The following is a 23,217-nucleotide window of genomic DNA, read 5'->3' on the forward strand; positions in this document are numbered from 1 at the left end:
TGAATGGTTTTTGTATCGCACATTAACAGACAGTTAATAGGGCACAAGGGTTGGCTGGCGACGGCACAATACGACGTCGCCAATTTCGTTATCTTCCCGATACAAACACCTCTTATGAAACCACTCTATCAATTGTTACTGGCATCTTGCCTACTGGCTGCGTGCAACTCAAAAGACAACACCGGCTTCCGAAAATTCAGCGGCGTATGCAAAGACAAATCCGACAGGTATATGTCCATCACACATAATGGTACTACCCGCACGTCGATGCACGACCTGACAGGCAGCGCACGCATCATCTTCTTAGGTGGTGCAGATTCGCTATTGCGCGTATACCTAAATTTCGACACCGTAATTGGCGAACAGGCAGTGATGCTCAATGCCGTAATACCGGGTGGCAATGAGCCCGGCATCTACCACGCCGACAGCAGCGCCAATCCATACGAAAGGAATGTGCAATTGATGGTGGGACAAAAAAGCTATTTCAGCAACGACCTGCAGCTTATCATCTCCACACTAGGCAACTATAGAGAAGATGGACAATAAGGCATTAGGGAATATGCTGAGGCCGCAGGCAACTTTACCGGCAACTTCACCCCCGACGGCGGCGGACCGGCGATACCGGTGAGCGGCGATTTTTGTATAGACTTTGATGGAGAGAAGAAGTAGGGTTGGAACGGCCGGTTTACGAAAACGAACAACACTGCCTTCAGCCCCAAAAGCTTTAACTTGCCACTGCTGAACATGGACGTCTTTGTTATCATCAACCGGCGCAAGGTATTTTATGCACTCGCGTTTTGCGGTATCCTTTTCATGATACCAATAGCGGGGTTTCTGCTTATCGCCCGTAGCAGGGGCGCTGTTATTCCCAGTGCATTGGTCGTAATAACACTTGCCGTGGCCGCAATTGTGCTCCCGCTGTGCATTCTTGCCGTAGCCTGGTGGGACTGGTGGGATAAAGACCGGCGCAAACGCAAAGTCTTTAACACCGCCCCACTCGGTCAACTGGGCAGCATTGGCTTTCAGCTGGTTGTGGTCAACCATAGAGCACAATACTTTTTTACCGAGCTTACTGTTGCCGGCCTCATTCGCGACTTCGTCATTATCGGTAATGCCGATAAGAAACAACCCGGCTATGTACAGTTCCAAGCAATGACCAAAAACACACTTCGCGCCAAAGGCACTGTTGCACTCAGGAGGAGGCTGCGCAAACAGGGCATCCTGGACCATGCAGGACAACCTGTGAAGGTGTATACAAAAAAACAACTCAGGCAATTAACTATAGATCAACTGCTACATGACCTGGAACGGTTTATCGATACATTAAAGGCAGAAGGCTTTGAACCGAACTACCACCTGCCGGGCTACGCGCTACCGCAAACGTTCCTTCCGGCGCGCAGAAAATAAATGAGTCACCCAGCCATTTGCTCCTGCGGCGGATGGTAGCTATCGAGATTACGATAAGTAAGGCGATTGTCGGTAGTACGGATGATGAGAATAACGTCGTAGAACGGAACGCTGTAAAAATCGAGCGCTTTCAGCGGATTGAGGCAATCGGCATAAAAGTGAATGAAGAGCCATTTGTTCACAGCATCGTGCGGCGATACAGCCACACACTCTACCCTGCCCAGCACAGAGCCACCTTCGTAAAAAGACTGGCCCTCAATATGCTTGCATCCCTCCAGGGCGCGGTGCGCCTCTGTTTTGGTAAGCCTTCGGGCAATGTTATCGTGCAGGTCGGGTTTGTTATTCATAGCCGGCAATTTTTTTTAAGGGTGATATCACACCTTATCTCCCATGGCCGGGGGTATTGCACATTGGGCGTTAAGAACTTTCGTTGTGACGTTGCTGCAAAAGCAACATCCTGTCATGCGACGGCTAGTTTGCGATCCTCTTCACACATCCTCATACTTCCACCGCAATACAAAGTTACGGTTGCGGTAAGCCGTTAGAGCTCAACAGCAGGTAAAATTCGTGTTAAAACTCAACCGGCAGCAGCACAACAGCTGGTACAATGACATCGGTCTAATGTCGTGACTATGAATTACCTACTTCCTGAAGATGTGTGTCACCGGGCTTGTTACTACCTTTTGGGAATACTACCATTTCGCCATTCAATGAACCAAACCCGCGTTTCGCTGAACCAAAACGGCATTTCACAAAACGAGGCGGGATTTTGACAGTAATGTGATACAACGGCGATCCGCATATATTAACTTAGGGTCCCAATCATTATTAACCTAAATACACTCTATGAGATCAAAACTTCTACTTTTTCTTCCTTTACTCATCGCTACTGCAGCCTCAGCGCAAACGCCACTGGAGCTTAAAGCACAGACCGATGACTTCTTGGGGCACGACTCTCTCTTCCATGTTCATGCTGCAGGAAAGAATAGCACTATACTACCGCAACATTGGATCTCAGAGGTAAATCCATGGCCGGCAGCCTATCCTCAAAACGGCAACTACCAGGATGACACCACATTTGGATATTACACCTACAACAACAACACTACTAAAACTCTCTATGCAAAGAACTATAACTCATCGGGGTTGATCACCGAATACCACAAGTATAAACCCGCATCGGGCAATACACCTGTCGAAACAAGCCTGTACACTTACACGTCGGCTATGTTGCCCGACACCATATGGCATTACGGCGAAACCGACTCAAGCCGCATCATACATGCATATAATGGCACCCAGCTGGCGGAGGTAAACACGCAAATATGGAACAGCGTTAGCAATCTGTGGCAAAATTGGGCTATCGACTCGTTTTTTGTATCTGGTCCCGGCAGCGATTCCATCGTCAAACATTTAGACCTTTCGGGAATAACCATGCCAGCCAAAAACTATTTAGGCAAATACACCCGCGATGCCAACAACCTGGTATTGATCGATTCGCAGTTTAATAACAACAACTTTGAATCTGCAAGGTTTTTTATATACGATGCGCAGGGAAGAGTAAGTGTCGATTCGTTTGTCGATCCCATCGTCAACTTTCCTCTAAACTATGACAAACGCATCTACACATACAATGCAACCGGTGATCTGTTAAGTATAAAGATCGGCAGGAATTGGGGTATCCCTAACTATTATGGCAACTTCTTTGAAATGGATTCATTTAGTTACAATGCTGATCACCAGTTGACAAGCGTAGCGCACTATAACTGGTCAGGCACAGCAGGGTCCGGCAGCTGGGGTAACCCTACGCGCACACAAAAATTCTACTACGGGACAACTGTCGGCGTACCTGAAGTAGCTTCACACAATAACAACCTCCAACTCTACCCCATCCCCGCTACCAGCTACATCAACCTCAGCATGCAGTTCACTAAGCCACAAGCCTTCAGCGTACGCATATTCGATATGCAGGGCAGGCTGGTGAGCAACTGGCAGGAGGCTGCGCAGAAACAATACAACAAACAAGTACCACTCACCAACATGACGCCGGGCCAGTACACTGTACACATACTCGCCGGCAATGAGAGTATAAGCAGGCAGTTTACTGTGGTGAGATAATACAAAGCCCCCTATCCCCCTAAAGGGGGAATATATAAACCTAAGTTCCCCCTTCAGGGGGATAGGGGGTAGACCATAAAAGAACAAGCAGGCAGTTTATGGTGGTGAGGTAAGATATAAGAGCTAACAAATAAAAAAGCCCGGATGGTTTCCGGGCTTTTTTATTATTTCTGACTGCTACTTATAGTGCTTGCTGCGGTACATCTTGTATATGTATCCGTCCCAGTCGGGGTGGGTAGATATGTAGAATAAAGTATCCCTAGCTGTTGTGCTCAAACCTGCGAAGGCGAACCTTTGAGAAATAACACCGTATAATGTTTTACCCCATACCGCACGTAACATGGGGTCAGGGCCTGAGTTGTCGAAATAGAAAACACCAGTGCCCATTCCAATGCCTGACACACCATAATTCATGCCTATGAAGATATCCTTGTTGTTGGGAAACTTCGGTAGTATAGGTTGCGAAACTATGGCGCCACTACTGTCGTACACTGCCGCCAGGGTCCATGTTGTTCGCCTGTCTATCATGCGCCGCCATTTTTCAGGCTTACCATTCATTTTTATGTTTACGCCCTTGGTTGTGCTATCGTAGCGGAAATTCAGCCGGTATAGCATAGAGTCCGGTTGGAATGGTTTCTGAGCTCTGTATTCGGCGGCCATACTATCCCGTTCGGCGTCTGTCACGTTGGCCCAGCTACTGATGTCCAGGCTATCGGTATACCAATCGTAATAGTATTTACAGCCCTGTTCAAAAGAATCTTTCGGCAACACTACAGTAGCGTTGGGATTAGCTATCAGTCGCATAATGGGCTTGTGATAAATAAACCGGCTCGCATAAGAAAAGAAACTGTCGTCAGCCACGGTTACTGTATCATAAATATCGATGATGACACGTCTTTCCAGCTGGTTGGTAAAACGCACGCCCGCTGTCGTACTATCATGGGGCACAGGATCGGGAACAGGATCGGGATCTTTTTTCTTACAGGCTGCTATAGAGCATAACAGTACAAAGGCTAACAAGCAATTTTTCATAAAATAGATAGTTTGAGGTAGTACAAAACTATTCAATGTGCTGGCCGTAGCCAACAGTAACGATTGTTTTTGACAATAGATTTACAATGAGGAAAACTGCGCTATTGCAATGGAAAGCCCATGCATGCATGACAAAAGGGAAAGAAATTAAAATTGCCAATCCACAATAAATTTCGTATTTTTGCTATAATAAAACTAGTTATAAATGCCCGCCATGCACCTTGAAAAAAATTTTCCTCTCCAAAAAGTTTGACTTTTTTACACAATTCTATACAAAAACAAAAATCACTACTGAAAACCAACAACTTAGCACATGCTGTTTTGATAAACTGGTATATACATAATATCGCAGGAAGTATACAAACCTTATCAATAGTATGACAAAACCGGGCACGATCCATTCCCTGAATCAAAACGCAGTTTCGCTGAATGAAAACGCAGTTTCACAAAATGCCACCCGCACTTGACAGAACCATGTCAATATGGTAAGCCACGCGGCAGTACCTTTATTAAGTCCTAAAATATCCAACCTATGAAAAAGCTTACCTCTGTCCTCTTGAGCGCCTTACTTACCTGCCTGGTATTCAGCGCAGTGTTATACACCTCATGCAGCAAGAGTTCCGGCATCAGCTGCGGAATGACCATTTGTAAAAACGGCGGTATTTGCAAAGACGGTAAGTGTGTCTGCCCCACCGGCTACGAAGGCACTCTCTGCGAAAAATATGACGCCTGCAAGGTTATTACCTGCCAGCACAACGGCACCTGTGTTGACGGCACCTGCAAATGCCCCGAAGGTTTCTCCGGGCAGTATTGCGAGATAGACGCCTGCGCCAGCATGGACTGTATCAATGGTGGTTGCCGCAATGGCAAATGCAACTGCAACCCCGGCTACGAAGGCAAGTTTTGCGAGGTGTGGATAAAGGAAAAATTCCTTGGTACGTGGAAGGGCACATCCGACTGCAACGATCCCGGCGAGGTAATAACGATACTGATCAAAGGAAACACCGGCACAAGCCTGCCCCTGGCAGTAATGATCGATTATAAAAGCTCTACCGATTCTTTTCAAGCCATGGCCCAGGTTGATGGCAACAAGCTCGTTCCGCTATCTCCTAGTGGCAATGACCTATTCTACATGACCATCGACGGAAATAATGCCACCTACAATTTTAAAACCAATGTGAACGGCGGCCAAAAGAGCAATTGCGCAGGACAAGTGGCGAAGTAACGATCATACTAAAACTACGGGAAAGCTTATCAAACAGTAGGTACGATCCTATCATATAACAGAGATGGCCCGGTGTTTACCGGGCCATCATCAAATTAATACAGTCTGTCTATTGCTGGCGGTTGGCTGGTAATACCCGGCACATTATCGAAAGGGCCGGGGTGCTCGTAGGTTATGACCACAAGTACGAGAAGTGTAATGTAAGCAAGTAGACCTACGATCTTAATAACGCTGTGCTTAGCGAATGTTTGTGAAAGGAACTTGGTCATAAACGGGGCATTTTGTGTCTATGAATGTACAGCTAACTCTGCGATATTAGAACTTTGTTCATGTTAACTTATAGTTATTGTGTTGTAGAAAAAAATTCGTCGGACGAAAACATACTTTCGTCCGACGAAACAAACACTTCACCTGATGTGATGACAAATAAATTTCTAAATACTCAGCAGTACTACAACGTATTGAGCGCCACTGCCGGGCTGTTTGACAGCTGTTGCGCCAGGAAACTATTCCAACGTTGCTGGTCGGCATCATGCTCTTCACAGCCATGGCCGGTCTCTGCATCGTACTGCTCCTGCAGGCGCGCGCACTTATCGTACGCTGCATCAAACAGCTTGTTCATCAACGGCTCGAAGTTCTTTGCAGTAAAGCTGGCCGCCTTCACCTGTTTGGCAAGCTCAGCAGCACATACCAGGGCTATATCAAAATGGCCCTGTTCGTGGCGCAGCAGTTCTGGCGAGAGATCACGTTTCTTGTTTACCCACGAGTCTCCCATAAAACTCACCTCCACCTCAGGCTGCAACACAGGCTTGCCATGGGCATCCTTTGCAGGCTTGCCTTCGTTCCAGCTAAGGAACCAGTGCGTAACGGCAGTGAACGGCGAAGCTTTATCCACCTTACCTTTGAAATCTTCCCAGCTCAGCTGGCGGTATCCTTCCTTACCATTAATAGACACTTTTTGGGCAAAAGCACACATCGGCAGGAAGCAAAATAAAAACAGTAGTCGCTTTATATTAAACACAGTAAAACTCATGGATTGTTGAAGTGCAAAGATACCTCATCCTTACCGCAAAGCAGGGCTTACTGAAAGAGCTTTAACAGAACAAAAGCCTAAACCAGCGCGGTTTTCCGGGCGATTTTACACCACAGCACCCAACCCCATTTATCAGAACAAACAGCATATATCTATTTAACACTCCACTACCCAACCCTACTTATAGCAACTAACGCCATATATCTATTTAACACTTCAACACCCAACCCTTCTTTCATTACAACGAAACACATGTATTGACTTTAACAGAACACCACCCAACCTTTTGAGAAAAGAGAAAGCTCAGCCAATGATGGCGCCTTTGTTGAGCGATAGCGAAACAACCAGCGCCATGCAGCTGAATAGCGAACTGCGAAACAGCGCGTGGCTATCTTCTTGTCCTGCGGAGCGATTGGACAAGAAGTGTCTTTTTTCTTTGTTACTTTCTTTTTGGACAAGCAAAAAGAAAGTAAGGGCGAGAAAAGATTCGAAGTGCAGACCAGGTTCAGATGATGACAGAAGTTCTAATACAACCCCTTCATATTCTTAACTATCAATAGAAAAACGATCATCAGCGCAAACAACCCTAACCCAATGTAGATCTGACGATAATTACGGGTAAGCGCCCCACGAATGATCAGGATACCACCGCCAAAAAACATGGCCATGAAAAGAATAAGTACAAACAGAATACGCAGATCCATTACGCCCGCGAAGGTACGCACTGCGACAGACAAGAACAGCTATTTTTTGCCGGGAATATATTCGAACGCCACCTGGTAGGCCACATTGCGGAACTCAGGAGCCACATGCCCTACCCGCTGGTTGTGCAGCTGCGGTGTAGGTTCGCAAAGAGAGTAGGTGTTGCCGTTGTACTCAATGGTCTCGCCGGTAGGCTTATCGAAACCAACAGCAATGGTGATGTGTGTAGGATACAGCACTGCTATCATCGGCAGGTCGTACACCTCTTTTACCAGGTAGTAGAACAAAGCAGCACGGTCGTCGCAGTCGCTGTACTCATGCAGCAAGGTCTGCTCTGGCGACATGCGCTTCTCCTTGCCAAACACCTTATTGTCATCCTCGTACAAAAATGCATTGCGGGTGAACTGCATGAGGTAGTCTACACCCTTCACCTGCTTCATGTTCTTCACCTGCTCCTTCAGCAGCGGTATCAGCGAGCTATAGGTCTCCTTACTGAGCGGTATGTTGAAGTACGACTCATAATCTACCACAGGGTAGTTGGTGAACATGGTCTTCACCTCGGAATTCACGCGCACCTCGAAATGGTAGTGCCTGTTGTTGTAACTGAACTCAAGGTTCTTGGTAGTGTACTCCGCAGCTGTGAAATCGGGCATCTGCGTGATACGGTAAGAGAAGGCCGTTGTGGCTCCAGGAACATCTACCGTTACCGGTACTACAGGATACTTCTCAATATCGATGGCCACATAGTCGTGTATGTTGAGGCATACATACTGGCGGCCCTCGCTCATATAATATGGTATGTTGTAAATGTTGTCGTTGCTGAGCACATAGAACAGCAGCCGGTTGTCGGCAATACCCAGGCGTGCGTCATAACCGCTCTTGCTAAGCAGGAACCATTTGTACAGTGTATAGCGCTCGTAGTTATCTGCCTTCGGACTGATCTGCTGTGCCGTTTTGCGAATGAGCTGGTAGTATATCCAGTCGTTCAGCTTGTGGCTGTCGCGAAAGGCAGTGATGGCTGATATGGTTGGCTGGTAGTTGCCGGCAGCCAGTTCAGTATAGAAAGCCTGCACACGTTCCTGCGTAGGCACCTTGTCGAAGGAGCGGATAATGGAGGCATCGACAGGAACAGAAACGGTATCGCCACAAAACTCGAACTTCAGGTTTTGAATCCGCTCGCGGGCTGCAGCCGTTTTCGACACCACCCCCAAAAACACAAGCACCAATATTGTTATCGTACACCTCATGGCTTTGATACCTCCGAACTGAAGTTACGGAAACTTAACAATTAGGTAATATTATTTTTTTGACAAAGTCGTGAATTGTACAGTAGGTGGGGCTGGGGGATTGTCGTAAATTAGGGATATGAAATTGTGAGTATGAACCGCCAGATCCTTCACCTAGTATTCTTAGTATGGATGTGCTTGTTATCTTCCGCTTGCAAAAATCCATACAGCGACATCTCGTTGACACCAGACGAAAGTGGAATACCGCCCAAGACAGCCACGGGCGAAGACATAATGGTATGCATGATCAACGCCAACACGGACCTTGAAATATACCGCGAGCAAAGCGAGTTCCTGTTTAGTAGCGACGACATATGGGCCGACAGGCTGTACACCAGCAACATTCCCGTCATCAAGATCGCAGCGAGGCAGCGGCCCAAAGACGATCCCTCGCGTGAGACACACGTTAGCCTTAGCATGCGCATAGAAGACCCGCAGGTCAACGTGGCCTATGGCGTATACGCCACTTACGCAGGCCCCCGCGGCAGCTACATAGCCGATAATACCACCGCTATACTCCGCTTCTCCCGCATCGATAGTGTGGTAGCTTCCGGAGAATTCAGCTTCATCGGGATCAGTAACACCAGCGACTCATTGCGCATTAGCGGGTACTTCGATATCCCGTTCCTGGTTAAATAACTACTGGCCTGAGCGTCCCACTCAGACCTACGACTATTAAAGCGTCCGCTTTTGACCACCAGCACTTTAACCAAAAGTGCTAAATTAGCGCCATGAGGTTCCGTCTCCGCCAAGTGTTGCTGCTATTGCTCCCTGTTTTCTTGTCATCTTGTAATGTTGGTGAATCTACCACCCCCGAAACTACCCCCACCTACCCCGCCAGGACCCGCGATGGCAAGGACTTCATGGTATGCATAGTGAAAACGGACCTAAAAAACGAAGGACTTCGCGAGAAACGCGGAATGTTGTTCAATGGCGAAGAAGTAGAAGCCACCTATGTGCCCTCCTCTCACAAGATCCTGTTATCGGCACAGCGGGATATCGAGTATGACCTTGAAACAGAAATTGAACTCGTGGTAAATGTGCAAAACCCAAAGCCCAATGTGGCCTATAATGTATATGCCGATTACAATGGTTGGGGCGAGACCTTTGTTGCCGATCAAAGCCGGTCAACCATACGCTTCTCCCGCATCGACACCCTGGTAGCCGCCGGCGAATTCGCCTTTACAGCCGTCGACATGGCAAAATCCGATACCGTTCGTTTGGTAGGGTATTTCGATATTCCGTTTAGCAAGTAGTAACCCCAATCTCAAAAACAGTAAATTAGCAGTATGAGGTGCGCACCCTTATACCTTCTATTGCTGTGTTTATTGTCGTCGTGCCAGGGCAACACCGAGTGGGGAGCTGTTCCTGAAGACAAAAGTATTCCTCCAAGAACTCAGGGCGGTGCCGATATATTGGTAGCCAGGTTAGACAAACAGGCCTTCAATCCCGAAGTATATCGTGAAGTGGTCTCGGGACTATTTGATGATGAGGACGTGATCCTGCGCCGCAGTAAATTCATATTGCCGGGCAACGGGGACAGCATGGGCTACATGATATTGACAGACCGCCACCCAGGAGGTTCAATATCTACATCTATCCTGATGGAACTGAGAGTGGATAAACCGGAACTGAATACAGCTTACAGATTGGCGCCAGAATCAAGATATACTGTACATAGCATTTCTGCCCCAACAAAACAATACATGGTAGATACCAATGCATCAATGATCCGGTTCTTGCGTTTGGACGACACGATCGCAGCAGGTGAATTTGCCTTCATAGCCATTGAACTGACAAAAGAAACCGATACCGTACGCATGGTTGGCTACTTCGATATTCCATTTAGCGAGTTGTAACCCTAATACTGGTCTGAGCGTCCCGCTCAGACCCATCATAACCAAAGCGTCCGCTTTCCCCCTCAAATAATATGCACTGTCATTTTCCCGTTAACAAGGGAAAGTATTATATTACAACGACCGTTTCGGCACAGCGTTTGTGCCACCTGGTTGGTTGGTTGACCATAAAACCATTTGCCTATAACTATGCGACTACGTTTGTTTCTTCCTGTTGCCTGCCTGGCTGCTATGCTCGGCGCCTGCGACAATGACAACAACCCAATGCTGGTGCCCAAGGGCTCACCCAGCTTTTTCAGGAACGACCTGAACCAAACTTCCTATGTCAACATACTGTACACGCCCAACCAGCCCGGTATCAACTTCACCAAGCTATCGCTACTGCGGCAGATAACCGTACCCGCCGGCGCCACAGTGCCATTGGGCGACTCGCTGCTGCAGACAGACAAACCTTATATACTGGACTGGCACAGTGCCGACTATACCTATAGCAACTTCCTGCTGCGCCTGCCGCAGAGCTACAAACCATTCAACTACTACCCGCTGCAAAGCGATAGCACAGTGATACTGAATGGCAAAGCCAGTCCCGCGCGACTGTATTGCGTTGGCATCGATGGCAAGGCCACTCACTGGAAATCGGTTGGCGCCTACAATGCTAATGGCGTTTCGGTATGGGATACGTTGAAAGGCAGGAAACACCACTCAGTGTACATGGACCTGATGGGCCTGTATATCGATACGATGCGTACAGACCCGGCATTCCCGCCAACTAAAGGCGATGTGATGCAAACTAACTTTTATGTATCAGACAGCTCCAGGCTGCTAATAAATGCCAACGGCTGGGTACTGACCAACGACCTGCATCCGCAGGCACCCAGGTCCACAACATCTACCGACACGCTGTACATGATGCACATGATACCTGACGGAAAGGGCAAGTGGATGTTCGAGCCACCGTATATCGAGTTAGTAAAAACCCAGACTATCCCGTTAAAATAAGTTCACTATGCGACTGCTACCCATCATACTGATCATATTAGCTCCCGTCATTTCCCGAGGCCAGGCATTCTGGTTTGGCGCACGCGGCGGTGCGCTGTTCAACAACGCTCCTTCGGGCATCCCCGACGACTATTTTAAGAATGTAGAAGGCGGTACAGGCTGGCTGGCCGGCGCTACTGCATCTGTTGAGATAAAGCCATGGTTGCAGATAGGCATTGGTTTCGACCGCGTGGAGCGCAACTTTAGTTACGAGTCGCCACTGAGGTTCAAAAGCGGCGATGCCATCTACAGCAATCGCTACGAGGCTAACAGCCGCGCAACATCAGGATACGTGTTTGCCAATTATCGCTACGCGATGAAACGTTCGTTCGCTTATGCCGGGCTGCACTTTGGCGACTACCAGGCGCTAGGCGACCCCATCACTGCCTACCGTTCCGACAAGCCAGACAGTGGTTTCCATGCGGGTTCCAGCGGATTTTCTCCCGGTCCGTTTATGGGTGCGCAGGCTGGCTATGGCTACTGCCTTGGTAGCAGCTGGTACCTACAGGCAGAAGTAGCAGCACGCTACAGGCCACAAGCTGGCATGTTTGTTTTGACCGAAAATGCAAAGGGCCAGATAGACCATGTAGGCCGCAATACCTCGTTCATGTATTATCCTGTGGTGCTGTCCATCAACTACAGGCTCCACACCGGACGCCATAAACCTATCGACATACCTAAGGCCGAAACACCTGAAGAAGAACCAGAAACGAAAGAAGAGCAATAACTTACAACCAATTATGAGAAATGTTTTGTTGATAGTACTGGTAACTGTTTCGCTGGCAGCGTGTAAGAAAGAATATTGCTGGCAGTGCGAAACCGATATCACCACGATGGTGGTCACGTCAAACCACGATACTACACGCATCTACGATTCCAAATCAGACCTGCTTTGCAACCGCACTGAAAAACAGATAAAAAACGAGGAAGAAAAGAACAGCTCTGAAACGGTGACCCAGGACGCGGGCCAAAGCATCTATAAGAAATTCAAAATGACCTGTAAGAAGTAATATTAGCTGATAAGAGAGGGATCAGACAATATTCAACCCATGCGGAACGTTCTCTTACTCATAACCGCTACGCTGCTATTGACAGCCTGCGAGAAAAAATACTGCTGGAACTGTGAGCTGAGAACGACCACGCTTCTCATTTCGAACAAGAACGACACGGTACTGACGACCCAGGCACAGACCGAGGAAGTTTGCCACAAGAGTGAGCGTGAGATAAACATCGTGCAGAACGAACGCACCTACCAAAAGGAAACCGAAGACCAGGGCATTAAGACGCGCAAGCTCTATATGTACAGCTGCAACAAACAGTGACCTAAAAACTACTTCTATAATTGACGAAAACCGGCAGGCAGTACGCCTGCCGGTTTTGTTTTTCCTACCCAACCTACAGGCCACCCAAGGACTTCCCATAAGACTTCTTCTACCTCCAAATGGTGGCACTAACCGTTTTGTTATCAGCTCGTTAACGGATGTTATCACTTAGGCTTTTCACGGGCAAATTGCCAATTTCGCGCACCGAATTTGCGTAATATTATTACGCACCCACATATTTAAACTCCTTAATAACACAAATACCAAGACGAAAATGAGATCCCTTTACAAACTCTTGCTGGCAACATTCATTGCCTCACTATCGATGTTTGCCCCGCCGGCAAATGCACAGACCTATTGCCCGGGTGCAAACTTCTCAGGCAATATCCTGGCGGGCTCGTTACTTACTGACGGCGACTATACTACGGCAGGCAGTATGACAACCAATGGAGGACAGGTAACGTTCACCTGGAGTAATAGAGTAGTAATAAGCAAGGTTGCTTTCCACTATGGCAGCGTGCCGATGACCGGCTGCAACGTAGACTACTGGAATGGTTCTTCGTGGGTCAATATCACCCATGTTACCGCTTCCAACACAACGGCCGATTCCGTTAGTTTCACCCCTGTCACAACTACTCAGCTCAGGTTCAGTAGTGTAACCGGAGCATCGGCCCCTAACTTCAAAGAGTTACGACCGTTCTCGCCTATATACGGCATCGATCCTACTACTTGTGGCGGCGTGGGTAGCATGAAGTTCCCCGGACTTAGCCCCAACACCAGTTATAGCGTGCACTTTACCGGCGATGCCTCAGGCTCTCCGCAGTTTATATCGACCGATGCCAGCGGTGTGCTGACCATCGTGAGCAACCCCGGCATCAACAGCAATCTGACGGCAGGAACCTATTCAAACTTCTATTGTTTCGACGGTCCTTCTGATCCCATTACTTTTTCAGGAAATGTTGTTTTAAGTAATCCTCCTGCGCCAATAGCATACACGGTATCTGGAAGCGGCTCCTATTGCTCCAGCGGTTCGGGACTAGCGGTGTTTCTGTCCAACTCTCAAACCGGCGTCAATTACCAACTGAAGTTAGATGGCGTTAATACAGGTTCTGCAGTGGCAGGTTCTACCGGTAACTTCATCAACTTTGGCCTCAAAACAGCTGGTGTTTACACCGTTGTAGCCACCGATGCGACAACCACTTGCTCGGCCAGCATGACCAGCAGTGCGACTATAACCGCCAATCCATCGCCTACTATTACACTGGGTGCAGATCCAACTGTCATACAAGGCAACACCAACGCACAGCTCTTTTATTCAGCTACTACTGGTAGTCCAACCGCGTATTCTATTACATGGTCGGCAGCCGGGCTAGCCGCGGGTTTCACAAATGTCCCTTACGGCACTTCGCTCACGTCTACATCTCTCAACATAGCAATTCCGGCAGCCGCACCTGTGGGCAGCTATACCGGTACCATGCGCGTGGCGAATGGCAGCTGCGAGAGCGCCGACCAGAATTTTACCATTAACATCGTCGCCAACTCGATCCCATCGTTTATCAGCGGCGCTACTACAACTTTGGCGGTATGTAAAGATGCCGGTCCTACAAGCATCGGCAGCCAACTAGCGGTGAATGACCTGAATACCGCGCAGTCGCTATATTTTTCATTCCCATCTCTGCCCGCCCATGGTGGTTTAGGCGCCTCAATTTACGGCACCGCGACAAACGGAGGCATTCTTACGCCAGCCTTTATCGAGTATACACCCACACCAGGCTATACTGGTCCAGATGCATTTACTGTAGTAGTAAACGACGGTCTGGCTACGGATACCATAACAGTAAACGTTACAGTCAATAACTCACCAACAGCTTTCAACGTGATTGGCGGAGGCGCCTATTGCGCCGGTGGTTCTGGTGTTGTTGTAGGTTTGTCTAACTCTACTACCGACGTTAGCTACCAACTGAAAGTAGACGGCCTGGATGTTGGCAGCCCTGTTGCCGGCTCCACCGGTCTTGGTATCAACTTCGGCCCAAAAACTGCGGCGGGTAACTATACGGTTGTAGCTACTAATAATACCACGAATTGCACGGCAACTATGACCGGCAGTGTGAACGTAACCGTAAATCCTGTGCCAACCATTACACTCGGCACAAGCCCTACTATAAATGGAGGAACCACAGCCAATCTTCCTTATACTGCAACAACAGGCTCGCCTACTACTTATACTATAACTTACGATGCTACTGCGCTGGGCGCAGGCTTTGCAAACGTAAGCGCTACGTCCCTGCCTTCATCTCCTATAACGCTTACATTACCTACGCCTGTAGCTGCTGCTACCTATAACGGTAACATCCGCGTAAGCGACGGAACATGTCAAAGCACTTTAGTGCCCTTTAGCGTTACCGTAACCAACAGCGCACCATCATTTACAGGCGGTGCCACACAAACACTTCTCGCCTGCCAGGATCTACCCAATTATATCATGAATTCGCAGATGAGGGTAGATGATGCAGACGCTGGTCAAACGCTGACATGGAGTGTGGTTTCTGCTCCTGCACATGGTACTGCAAATGCAACCTACACCACTACGTCTACGGGATCTACCATTACGCCTACCGGGCTGACATATACACCTGATGCCGGGTATTCAGGCAGCGACGTGTTCACCGTTCAAGTATCAGACGGCACAGCCACGGCCACAACTACCATCAATGTAACTGTAAGGCCGGCACCTGCCGCAGACCCTGTTTCTGACCAGACAGTGTGCAACAACAGCGCTACTACTGCTATAACATTCAGCAACCCACTGGGAGCCGCTACCTATTTCTGGGCAGCATCTCCCGCTATCGGCCTGGCTGCCAACGGCACAGGCAATATACCTTCATTTACAGCAACCAACACAGGCACCACGCCGGTTACAGGTTTTATGGCGGTAACACCGCTTTACGGCAATGGATGTTCTGGCTTGAGTAGATCATTTAAGATCATAGTTAACCCGACGCCTACTGTAAACGCAGTATCTAACCAGACACTGTGCCACATGGCTACTACTACTGCTGTTAACTTCAGCGGTGCAGTGAGCGGCACTACCTACAACTGGACCAACAGCAACAACTTTATCAGCCTGGCGCCTGTGGGCACTGGTAATATCAATGCATTTACCATTACCAATACAGCAAGCAGCCCGGTAACTGCTACTATTACAGTAACACCAACCAAGAGCGGTTGCACCGGTACGGCTGGCAGCTTTAGCTTCACAGTAAACCCGCAACCTATTACCAACACAAGCTCTATACCTGACCAGGCACTGTGCCACAACGGTACATCTACAGCTGTAAGCTTTACAGGTTATGTACCGGGCGCTACTTACAACTGGACCAACGACAATACATCTATCGGCCTGGGAGCAAGCGGTACGGGTGACATCGCGTCATTTACGGCTACTAACAGTGGCACTACTGCTGCTGTGGCTACCATAACGGTAACACCAACCAAGAGCGGTTGTACCGGCGCGGCTAAAACGTTCACGATCACAGCTAATCCCACACCTACCGTAAACACAGTCTCTAATCAAACGCTTTGTAACAACGGTTCGACTACTGCTGTGGCTTTTAGCGGCGCAGTAAGCAGCACTACTTACAACTGGACAAACGACAATGCTTCTATCGGCCTGGCAGCAAGCGGAACGGGCGACATCGTGTCTTTTACAGCTACTAACAGCGGTACTACCGCTGCTGTGGCCACCATCACGGTAACACCTACTAAGAACGGCTGTCCCGGTACGGCTAAGACGTTTACGATAACAGCTAACCCAACGCCGACTGTAAATACCGTTTCTAACCAGTCAGTATGTAACAATGGTACAACTACCGCTGTAGCATTCAGCGGCGCAGTAAGCAGCACTACTTACAACTGGACCAATACTAATACTTCAATAGGCCTTGCAGCAAGTGGCACGGGCGACATCGCTTCGTTCACTGCTACTAACAGCGGCACTACTCCTGTAAGTGCAACCATCACGGTAACTCCTACTAAGAATGGTTGTTCCGGTACGGCTAAAACGTTTACGATCACGGTTAATCCAACGCCGACAGTAAATACAATTTCTAACCAGACACTGTGTAACAATGCCTCGACTACTGCTGTAAACTTCAGCGGGGCGGTAAGTGGTACCACTTATAGCTGGGTCAACTCACACACGTCTATCGGGCTTGCAGGTTCCGGCCTGGGCAACATTGCTGCTTTTACAGCTACCAATAGTAACGCTACAGCTGTTACCGCGATGATCACCGTAGTGCCTGCAGCCAATGGTTGTTTAGGATCTTCTAAAAGCTACAGCGTAACAGTAAAACCTACGCCAACTGTAAATACAGTATCTAATCAAACAGTGTGCAACAACACTATTACCGATGCCAGCTTTAGCGGTACCGTTGCCGGCACTACTTACAGCTGGACCAATAACCTCACGTTCATTGGCCTGGCGGCCAGCGGCTCTGGCAGCATAGCGTCATTCACAGCTACCAACACCAGCAACTCGCCTGTAACAGCTACCATCACCGTTACCCCCGCCGCCAATGGTTGCACAGGTATCGCAGGCAATTTCAATATCACGGTAAATCCAACAGCTACTGTCAACACAGTATCTAATCAGCCTGTTTGTAACAATGCCACGACAACTGCAGTAAACTTCACCAGCGGTGTAAGTGGTACTACCTACAGCTGGACCAACACCAATAACACCATCGGTCTGGCAGCTACGGGCGCGGGCAACATTGCTGCCTTCCAGGCTATCAACGCAGGAACTTCACCTGTTGCCGGTACCATCAACGTAATACCGACAGCCAACGGCTGCGCAGGCACGCCGGCCAGCTTCACGTATACAGTGAACCCAACACCAACTGTAGATGCTGTTGCAAGCCAGACATTGTGTAATGATGATGTTACTACAGGTGTCGGCTTTATCGGTGCAGTATCGCCTACTATTTTCAGCTGGACCAACAATACACCTTCTATCGGTCTTGCCGCAATCGGCGCAAACTATATCCCTGGCTTCGTAGCTACCAACGCTACCAGCGCGCCTGTAACGGCAACCATCGATGTAACACCATTGGCGAACGGTTGTGCGGGCACTTCACGTTCATTCGACATCACTGTTAATCCTACGCCTACTGTAAGCAACATTATCAGCCAGGCTGTATGTAATGGCTCAGTGACCAACGATATCGTCTTCACCAGCCCGGTAGCAGGATCTAGCTTTGCATGGGTCAACAACAACACTTCTATTGGCATTGGCGCCAACGGCGTTTGGAACATCGGTCCTTTCACAGCGGTGAACAGTGGCACTGCGCCGGATACCGCTACTATAAGTGTAACGCCAACAGCCAACGGTTGCGTCGGTGTTGTGAAAGATTTCACGATCACCGTAAATCCAACACCGATGCTTACCAGCACACTGACACCTGCTGCTATTTGCGACAACAATGCATTTAATTACACACCGGCATCTGCAACTACCGGCACCACTTTTACGTGGAGCAGGACCGCTACTCCGGGCATCAGCAATGCAGCTGCCAACGGTACCAGCAATCCTGCTGAAACACTGCACAACATTACCGTGAACCCCGTGACCACACAATATGTGTACACACAAACGGCTAATGGTTGCAGCCATTCAGAAAACGTGAACCTGGTAGTGAATCCAACTCCACGCCTCAATAGCCCGTTGACTGCTACACTGTGCAGCGACGAAGAATTCAACTACACACCAACCAGCCTGACCACAGGTACCATCTTCTCGTGGAACAGGACAAACGAAGCAGGCATCACTCCTGCTAATGGTAACGGCAACGGCGCTATCAGTGAAACGCTGACGAACCGCAACAACGGTACAACCACCATTCTTTATGTGTACACCGCTATGGCAAATGGTTGCAGCAACACCGAAAAAGTAACGCTGACAATGCACAACCGTCCGCACGAACCGGTTATAGCTGTTAAAGCGCCCGAACTAGTTTGTGCTAACACTATGTACCAAAACTTTGGTGCGGCTACTGCGGCACCTGCAGGTACTTTCTACACATGGACCGCCGATAACGCGACTATATGGAGCCAGGGCGACGGTCACCAAAATGCACTGGTGAACTTCCCAGCGTCGGGCATCAGCACGGTGACACTAACTACCACATTGTCAGCTACTGGTTGCGATACCAGCACCACTGTAGCGGTACAAACGGGCAGTAGCAAAGCGCAACAGCCTGAGGTGATGTACTACAATGGTCGTTTCGTATGCTTGCAAAACGACATGGATGTGTATATTTGGGGGTACGACGACAAAGGAACCCTGGATTCGACCGTTGTGCCAAAAGAAACGAACCAGGATTACCTGAACCTGAGCCCGGACTTCACTAATAAGTACTACTGGGTGATGACCATGAAAAACGGTTGTGCGCAAAAGACCTATTACAATGCACCAACCAGTGTAGAAAGACCAGTGGCTACCAGGACCGAGATGAGGGTTTATCCAAACCCGGCTACAGAGACAGTAAACTTTGAACTGAGTGCAATGCACGGCGCAGAGATAAGCTTCAGCGTGTACGATGTAACAGGAAAACTGCTGCAAACCGTACCTGCCACAGCGGGAAGAGCACAGGCAAACGTGAGCGCACTGGCGCAGGGTATGTATTCAGTGATCTGCACGGTAGATGGTGCGAAGATCGCAGTAGCTAAATTTGTTAAACAGTAATGAAACACACAATAACTATGAAAAGAACACTCGCAATGCTGTTAATGTGTGCCGCCGCAACCAGCCACGCACAGCAGTTAGAACCAACCGGCCGTTACTACGCCGGCATCAATTTCAAATACGGGCAGATGAAAGAGCGCATGACCATAGCGCCTGCTGTCTCTATATACCCCAACGTGGTAAACTATGACCGTACGCCCACCAACACCGAAAAAGGGAAGGCGTTCGGCTTTGATGCGCAGTTGGGTTATTTCTTCAGCACCGACAAAAAATGGGGTGTAGGTACCGGCCTGGTATACCTGAAAAGTGAAGGCGCAGTGAGCATCGATGCTACGCACTTCGAATACCAGTCTACAGATTTCAAAGGCGATGTTTTCCGCCAGGTGATCACCAGTACTGCGCCTATTCGCGAAGAACTGGAAGTAACCAACATGAGCATCCCCCTTGTGGTTAAATACAGAACCCCGATCTGTGACAAATTTGGCTTCAATGTAGATGCCGGCCTCGTGTACAACGTACGCATGGAAACCAGCTACACCGGCACTGCGGCTTACAACTACGAGGCTATCTATAAGTTTGACAACACCGGTAATGTTGCAGTGTACGACAACAGCCCGGTACCGGATCCAAAAGACTGGCTGATGACCGTACAGAACTACAACGAACACCGGAGCGATGGCAACGTGAACGATTACTTCCAAAAGCTGCAGGACCAGGGCTATAATGTTGGTCTTGGCGAAGCGGCAGGAAAGTCGGGCAAAGTGGAACATCGCAACAATACCACTATTGGCGTATTGCTGCAGCCTTCTTTCAGCTACAAGCTCACAGAAGCTTTTTCGATCAACGTTGGTGGCTATTACATGTTCCAGAAATTCAGGAAAGAAGATAGCCGAATCAGTCGCATGACCGACAAGCTGAATGAATACAATTCATTGCTGGACAATGCATCGCGCAGGCGCCAGTACAACACCGGTTTGACAGTAGGCCTTAGCCTGTGTTTCTAAACAGGTGAACATAACCACAAAAAGGGTGCTCTTGCGGCACCCTTTTTTTATTTCCCGACGCTGAAGGCATCATTTTTTTGCTGCTTTGCATAAAATCAAAAATCATGAATAAAAACTTCCTCGGCCTCTGCGCACTAACTGTTTCCTTAGCACTGGCCTCTTGCGGTGGCAACGAAAAAGAAGAAAAAATAGACGCCGCCAATGTTCCGCCTGCAGTGATGACTGCATTTAGCAATAAGTATCCCGGCGCTGCGGATGCCAAATGGGAGAAAGAGAATGAGAACGGCAAGATAGAATACGAAGTAGAGTTCAAACACGACGGCAAAACCAAACACGCCGAGTATGAAGAAAGCGGTGGCGTGGTAGAAGAAGACTAGTACTATCATTTAAGAGAGATACAAACACGGATGCGCCTGCTTTCCCAGCAGGCGCATTCTTCGTTATACACTCAAGCTCAGCCTTGCGGGGGCATCTTTTTTATGCCCGGTTAGTTGTCTCAAACAACAAACTTATGAGCAAGAACCTACTAAGTATTGCCGCCCTTGCATTTTCGCTGTTTGTATCTGCCTGTAGCGGTAGCAGCAATGCCATGGCCGACAGGGAGCCCATAACATCGGCAGATGTGCCTGTGGCTGTGCTATCGGCCTTTAATGCCAAATACCCTGATGCGGTTGATGTAACATGGGGAAAAGGCACCAACTCTGGCGCAACAGAGTACAAGGCAGCCTTTATGCAGGATGGCAAACAGAAACATGCCGAATACCGGGAACGCCAGGGCGTGGTAGTGGAAGACTAGCGTGTGTTTCGGGAGCTGGTGCAATTGCTAAGCTGATGATTACCAGCCAAACCCAGCCTTCCGAAGGCATCCTTTTTATTACTCTTGGTTCAACTTAAAACACGGAGTTTATGAAAAACTTTCTGATCTTCTCTGCATTGGTATCTTCATTGTTGGTAGCGGGTTGCGGCGAAAGCGCCAGCACTACCCACAAGAAAGATATAGCTGCAGCAGATGTGCCTGCCAACGTGATGTCTACTTTCTCCGCCAGCTATCCTAACGCGATGGATGTGCGCTGGGAAAAAGAAAACCACGATGGCATGTTCGAGTACGAAGCGACCTTCAAGAACGAAGATCATAAGATGACGGTAGAGTACGACGAATCAGGCAACCTGATAAAAGAGCATTAAGCCTGTCCTTTAAGCTGGGCTGCCATACGGGCGCGTCTGCGGGCTTTTAGCAACAGGCGCATCCGGTGGCTCGTCCACCGTTGTTCTACCCATTGCGCAAGTGTGCTACCCGTTGCAGTAACAGGTGCGGTCCACCAGGGCGCATCGGCTAGCAAGGTGAATACAATACCGGCAAAGGCGCCGCCTGCGCCGGCTATCCATAAGCGTGCGCGCGGTTTGGTGAGGAGATGAGTGAATCTGGCTTTCATGGACGTGGTGTATTTAAAAAAGAGGTTTACTAAAGTTAAGAAATGTTTTGATATATGGCCCAGCAGCAAGGCGGCCCGGTTATGCTTAACGATAACTTAAAATGCCCTGCTGCTGTGCTCCAATCCAGGTGGGATCGATAATTTCAGCGTGTGGACACAAAAAAAACGTGAGCGATGACTAGTGAGCAAGGGCAGGATTATTACGTGCCAAAACCCGATACAAGATGCAAGCTTTTTTTAGCAGGCGACAAAGACCAGCACATAGGCTGGGTAGAAGTATACAATGGCGTGAACGTCGTTGAGTACATCGTGGACAGAAACACTATTGAGTCCAGCCGGGGAGCGCTATTAATACTATCCCTCGGCGACAGCCTGAAAAAGGACGAGTACTTTGGCGCCTTCGATGTGAGCAAACACAAGCTGCCGTACTAAGGCAAAAAGCGCCAGGCAGCACCACCATCCTGCATGCAGCAGGTAGTAAAACCTGTGTGCAAAACGTTAAGGGAATTTTAGCATATATATGACCCTTAGCGAGCTGAAAATCTTACGTTTAATGATAAAATAATTATAAGCCGCTTGCGCTCCAAATGCAGTAGAATCAATAACTTCAGGGTATTCACTTAAAAATTTATTGGGAGAGATGATGGAGATGGAACTACCGCAACTGCCGCCGCACTCATACGTGCCGGTACCAGACACAAGAAGCAAACTTTTTCTTGCGGGTGACAAAGACCAGCACATCGGCTGGGTAGAAGTGTACAACGGTGTGAACGTGATAGAATACATCGTTGACCGGAAGAAAATAGAATCGAGCAGGGGGCCGCTGCTTATTCTGCCGATAGGCGACATTCTGAAAGAAGAATGCTTTGGCGCCTTCGATATGGCCAAGCATAAATTACCCTACTAAAGATCAGAGCAATTGAAATAATAGCGTCGGCCGCCCACAGCCGGCCGGCGCTTATTTTTGCTTCAGTCTGTCAGCCAATAATTGGAATTAGCAAAAGTGCATTTGAGCAACT

25 protein-coding genes are annotated in these 23,217 nt (G+C 48.7%); 18 read left to right on the forward strand and 7 right to left on the reverse strand.

Annotated elements, in window-relative coordinates; genetic code table 11:
* The first annotated feature begins 114 nt into the window (after window positions 1-114).
* Both P2W83_RS17640 and P2W83_RS17645 read left to right on the forward strand, forming a co-directional pair.
* Complete coding sequence (locus tag P2W83_RS17640; RefSeq protein WP_276135095.1) at window positions 115-546, forward strand: hypothetical protein; 432 nt, start codon at window positions 115-117, stop codon at window positions 544-546.
* Window positions 547-744: 198 nt separating this feature from the next.
* Entirely contained in the window at window positions 745-1,407 is a 663-nt protein-coding gene (locus tag P2W83_RS17645) for a hypothetical protein (protein ID WP_276135096.1), read from the forward strand.
* Between the two features lie 5 nt (window positions 1,408-1,412).
* On the opposite strand, the gene P2W83_RS17650 is transcribed toward P2W83_RS17645, so the two are convergent.
* Window positions 1,413-1,754, reverse strand: a complete 342-nt coding sequence (locus P2W83_RS17650) for a hypothetical protein (protein WP_276135097.1) — start codon at window positions 1,752-1,754, stop codon at window positions 1,413-1,415.
* Window positions 1,755-2,253: 499 nt separating this feature from the next.
* On the opposite strand from P2W83_RS17650, the gene P2W83_RS17655 reads away from it, so the two are divergent.
* A complete protein-coding gene (locus tag P2W83_RS17655) occupies window positions 2,254-3,525 on the forward strand; it encodes a T9SS type A sorting domain-containing protein (RefSeq protein ID WP_276135098.1) in 1,272 nt (423 codons plus the stop codon).
* A gap of 177 nt (window positions 3,526-3,702) precedes the next feature.
* Here P2W83_RS17655 and P2W83_RS17660 read toward each other — a convergent pair whose 3' ends face one another.
* Window positions 3,703-4,557, reverse strand: coding sequence for a hypothetical protein (locus P2W83_RS17660; protein WP_276135099.1), 855 nt, complete (start codon window positions 4,555-4,557; stop codon window positions 3,703-3,705).
* A 532-nt stretch (window positions 4,558-5,089) separates the two neighbouring features.
* Here P2W83_RS17660 and P2W83_RS17665 point away from each other — a divergent pair.
* Complete coding sequence (locus tag P2W83_RS17665; protein ID WP_276135100.1) at window positions 5,090-5,782, forward strand: calcium-binding EGF-like domain-containing protein; 693 nt, start codon at window positions 5,090-5,092, stop codon at window positions 5,780-5,782.
* A gap of 95 nt (window positions 5,783-5,877) precedes the next feature.
* Here the strand turns inward: P2W83_RS17665 and P2W83_RS17670 are convergent, their stop codons facing one another.
* The 4 genes from P2W83_RS17670 to P2W83_RS17685 all read right to left on the reverse strand — a co-directional run bounded on the left by P2W83_RS17670 (window position 5,878) and on the right by P2W83_RS17685 (window position 8,764).
* Window positions 5,878-6,051, reverse strand: a complete 174-nt coding sequence (locus P2W83_RS17670; RefSeq protein ID WP_276135101.1) for a hypothetical protein — start codon at window positions 6,049-6,051, stop codon at window positions 5,878-5,880.
* A 182-nt stretch (window positions 6,052-6,233) separates the two neighbouring features.
* Window positions 6,234-6,758 (reverse strand): DUF922 domain-containing protein, encoded by a 525-nt coding sequence (locus tag P2W83_RS17675; RefSeq protein WP_276135102.1) that lies wholly within the window; start codon window positions 6,756-6,758, stop codon window positions 6,234-6,236.
* 581 nt (window positions 6,759-7,339) lie between these two features.
* The gene (locus P2W83_RS17680; RefSeq protein ID WP_276135103.1) at window positions 7,340-7,552 is read right to left on the reverse strand and encodes a hypothetical protein; all 213 of its coding nucleotides are present in this window, start codon (window positions 7,550-7,552) and stop codon (window positions 7,340-7,342) included.
* A gap of 6 nt (window positions 7,553-7,558) precedes the next feature.
* Window positions 7,559-8,764 carry a hypothetical protein gene (locus P2W83_RS17685; protein WP_276135104.1) on the reverse strand — a complete coding sequence of 402 codons (1,206 nt, stop codon included), beginning with the start codon at window positions 8,762-8,764 and terminating at the stop codon, window positions 7,559-7,561.
* A gap of 132 nt (window positions 8,765-8,896) precedes the next feature.
* Between P2W83_RS17685 and P2W83_RS17690 the strand changes: the two genes are divergently transcribed.
* The 12 genes from P2W83_RS17690 (at window position 8,897) to P2W83_RS17745 (ending at window position 21,950) form a co-directional block, all read left to right on the forward strand.
* Window positions 8,897-9,442 carry a hypothetical protein gene (locus P2W83_RS17690; RefSeq protein ID WP_276135105.1) on the forward strand — a complete coding sequence of 182 codons (546 nt, stop codon included), beginning with the start codon at window positions 8,897-8,899 and terminating at the stop codon, window positions 9,440-9,442.
* 92 nt (window positions 9,443-9,534) lie between these two features.
* On the forward strand, window positions 9,535-10,059 hold the full coding sequence (locus tag P2W83_RS17695) for a hypothetical protein (protein ID WP_276135106.1): 525 nt from the start codon (window positions 9,535-9,537) through the stop codon (window positions 10,057-10,059).
* A 33-nt stretch (window positions 10,060-10,092) separates the two neighbouring features.
* Entirely contained in the window at window positions 10,093-10,662 is a 570-nt protein-coding gene (locus tag P2W83_RS17700; protein ID WP_276135107.1) for a hypothetical protein, read from the forward strand.
* 186 nt (window positions 10,663-10,848) lie between these two features.
* Complete coding sequence (locus P2W83_RS17705; RefSeq protein ID WP_276135108.1) at window positions 10,849-11,658, forward strand: hypothetical protein; 810 nt, start codon at window positions 10,849-10,851, stop codon at window positions 11,656-11,658.
* 7 nt (window positions 11,659-11,665) lie between these two features.
* Entirely contained in the window at window positions 11,666-12,424 is a 759-nt protein-coding gene (locus P2W83_RS17710) for a hypothetical protein (protein WP_276135109.1), read from the forward strand.
* A gap of 13 nt (window positions 12,425-12,437) precedes the next feature.
* Complete coding sequence (locus tag P2W83_RS17715) at window positions 12,438-12,707, forward strand: hypothetical protein (protein WP_276135110.1); 270 nt, start codon at window positions 12,438-12,440, stop codon at window positions 12,705-12,707.
* A 39-nt stretch (window positions 12,708-12,746) separates the two neighbouring features.
* On the forward strand, window positions 12,747-13,019 hold the full coding sequence (locus P2W83_RS17720) for a hypothetical protein (protein WP_276135111.1): 273 nt from the start codon (window positions 12,747-12,749) through the stop codon (window positions 13,017-13,019).
* A 274-nt stretch (window positions 13,020-13,293) separates the two neighbouring features.
* Window positions 13,294-19,761 (forward strand): PKD-like domain-containing protein, encoded by a 6,468-nt coding sequence (locus P2W83_RS17725; RefSeq protein WP_276135112.1) that lies wholly within the window; start codon window positions 13,294-13,296, stop codon window positions 19,759-19,761.
* Between the two features lie 17 nt (window positions 19,762-19,778).
* Entirely contained in the window at window positions 19,779-20,765 is a 987-nt protein-coding gene (locus P2W83_RS17730; RefSeq protein WP_276135113.1) for an outer membrane beta-barrel protein, read from the forward strand.
* 104 nt (window positions 20,766-20,869) lie between these two features.
* Complete coding sequence (locus P2W83_RS17735; protein ID WP_276135114.1) at window positions 20,870-21,142, forward strand: hypothetical protein; 273 nt, start codon at window positions 20,870-20,872, stop codon at window positions 21,140-21,142.
* A 134-nt stretch (window positions 21,143-21,276) separates the two neighbouring features.
* Complete coding sequence (locus P2W83_RS17740) at window positions 21,277-21,561, forward strand: hypothetical protein (protein ID WP_276135115.1); 285 nt, start codon at window positions 21,277-21,279, stop codon at window positions 21,559-21,561.
* A 110-nt stretch (window positions 21,562-21,671) separates the two neighbouring features.
* Window positions 21,672-21,950 (forward strand): PepSY-like domain-containing protein, encoded by a 279-nt coding sequence (locus tag P2W83_RS17745; RefSeq protein WP_276135116.1) that lies wholly within the window; start codon window positions 21,672-21,674, stop codon window positions 21,948-21,950.
* Here the strand turns inward: P2W83_RS17745 and P2W83_RS17750 are convergent.
* The gene (locus tag P2W83_RS17750) at window positions 21,947-22,198 is read right to left on the reverse strand and encodes a hypothetical protein (RefSeq protein WP_276135117.1); all 252 of its coding nucleotides are present in this window, start codon (window positions 22,196-22,198) and stop codon (window positions 21,947-21,949) included. The genes P2W83_RS17745 and P2W83_RS17750 overlap by 4 nt on opposite strands.
* A gap of 174 nt (window positions 22,199-22,372) precedes the next feature.
* On the opposite strand from P2W83_RS17750, the gene P2W83_RS17755 reads away from it, so the two are divergent.
* Together P2W83_RS17755 and P2W83_RS17760 are read left to right on the forward strand one after the other, a co-directional pair.
* The gene (locus tag P2W83_RS17755) at window positions 22,373-22,630 is read left to right on the forward strand and encodes a hypothetical protein (RefSeq protein ID WP_276135118.1); all 258 of its coding nucleotides are present in this window, start codon (window positions 22,373-22,375) and stop codon (window positions 22,628-22,630) included.
* Window positions 22,631-22,838: 208 nt separating this feature from the next.
* Window positions 22,839-23,105 (forward strand): hypothetical protein, encoded by a 267-nt coding sequence (locus P2W83_RS17760; protein ID WP_276135119.1) that lies wholly within the window; start codon window positions 22,839-22,841, stop codon window positions 23,103-23,105.
* Window positions 23,106-23,217: the final 112 nt, after the last annotated feature.

Origin of the sequence: Polluticoccus soli (assembly GCF_029269745.1) — a bacterium.
Lineage (GTDB): Bacteria > Bacteroidota > Bacteroidia > Chitinophagales > Chitinophagaceae > Polluticoccus > Polluticoccus soli.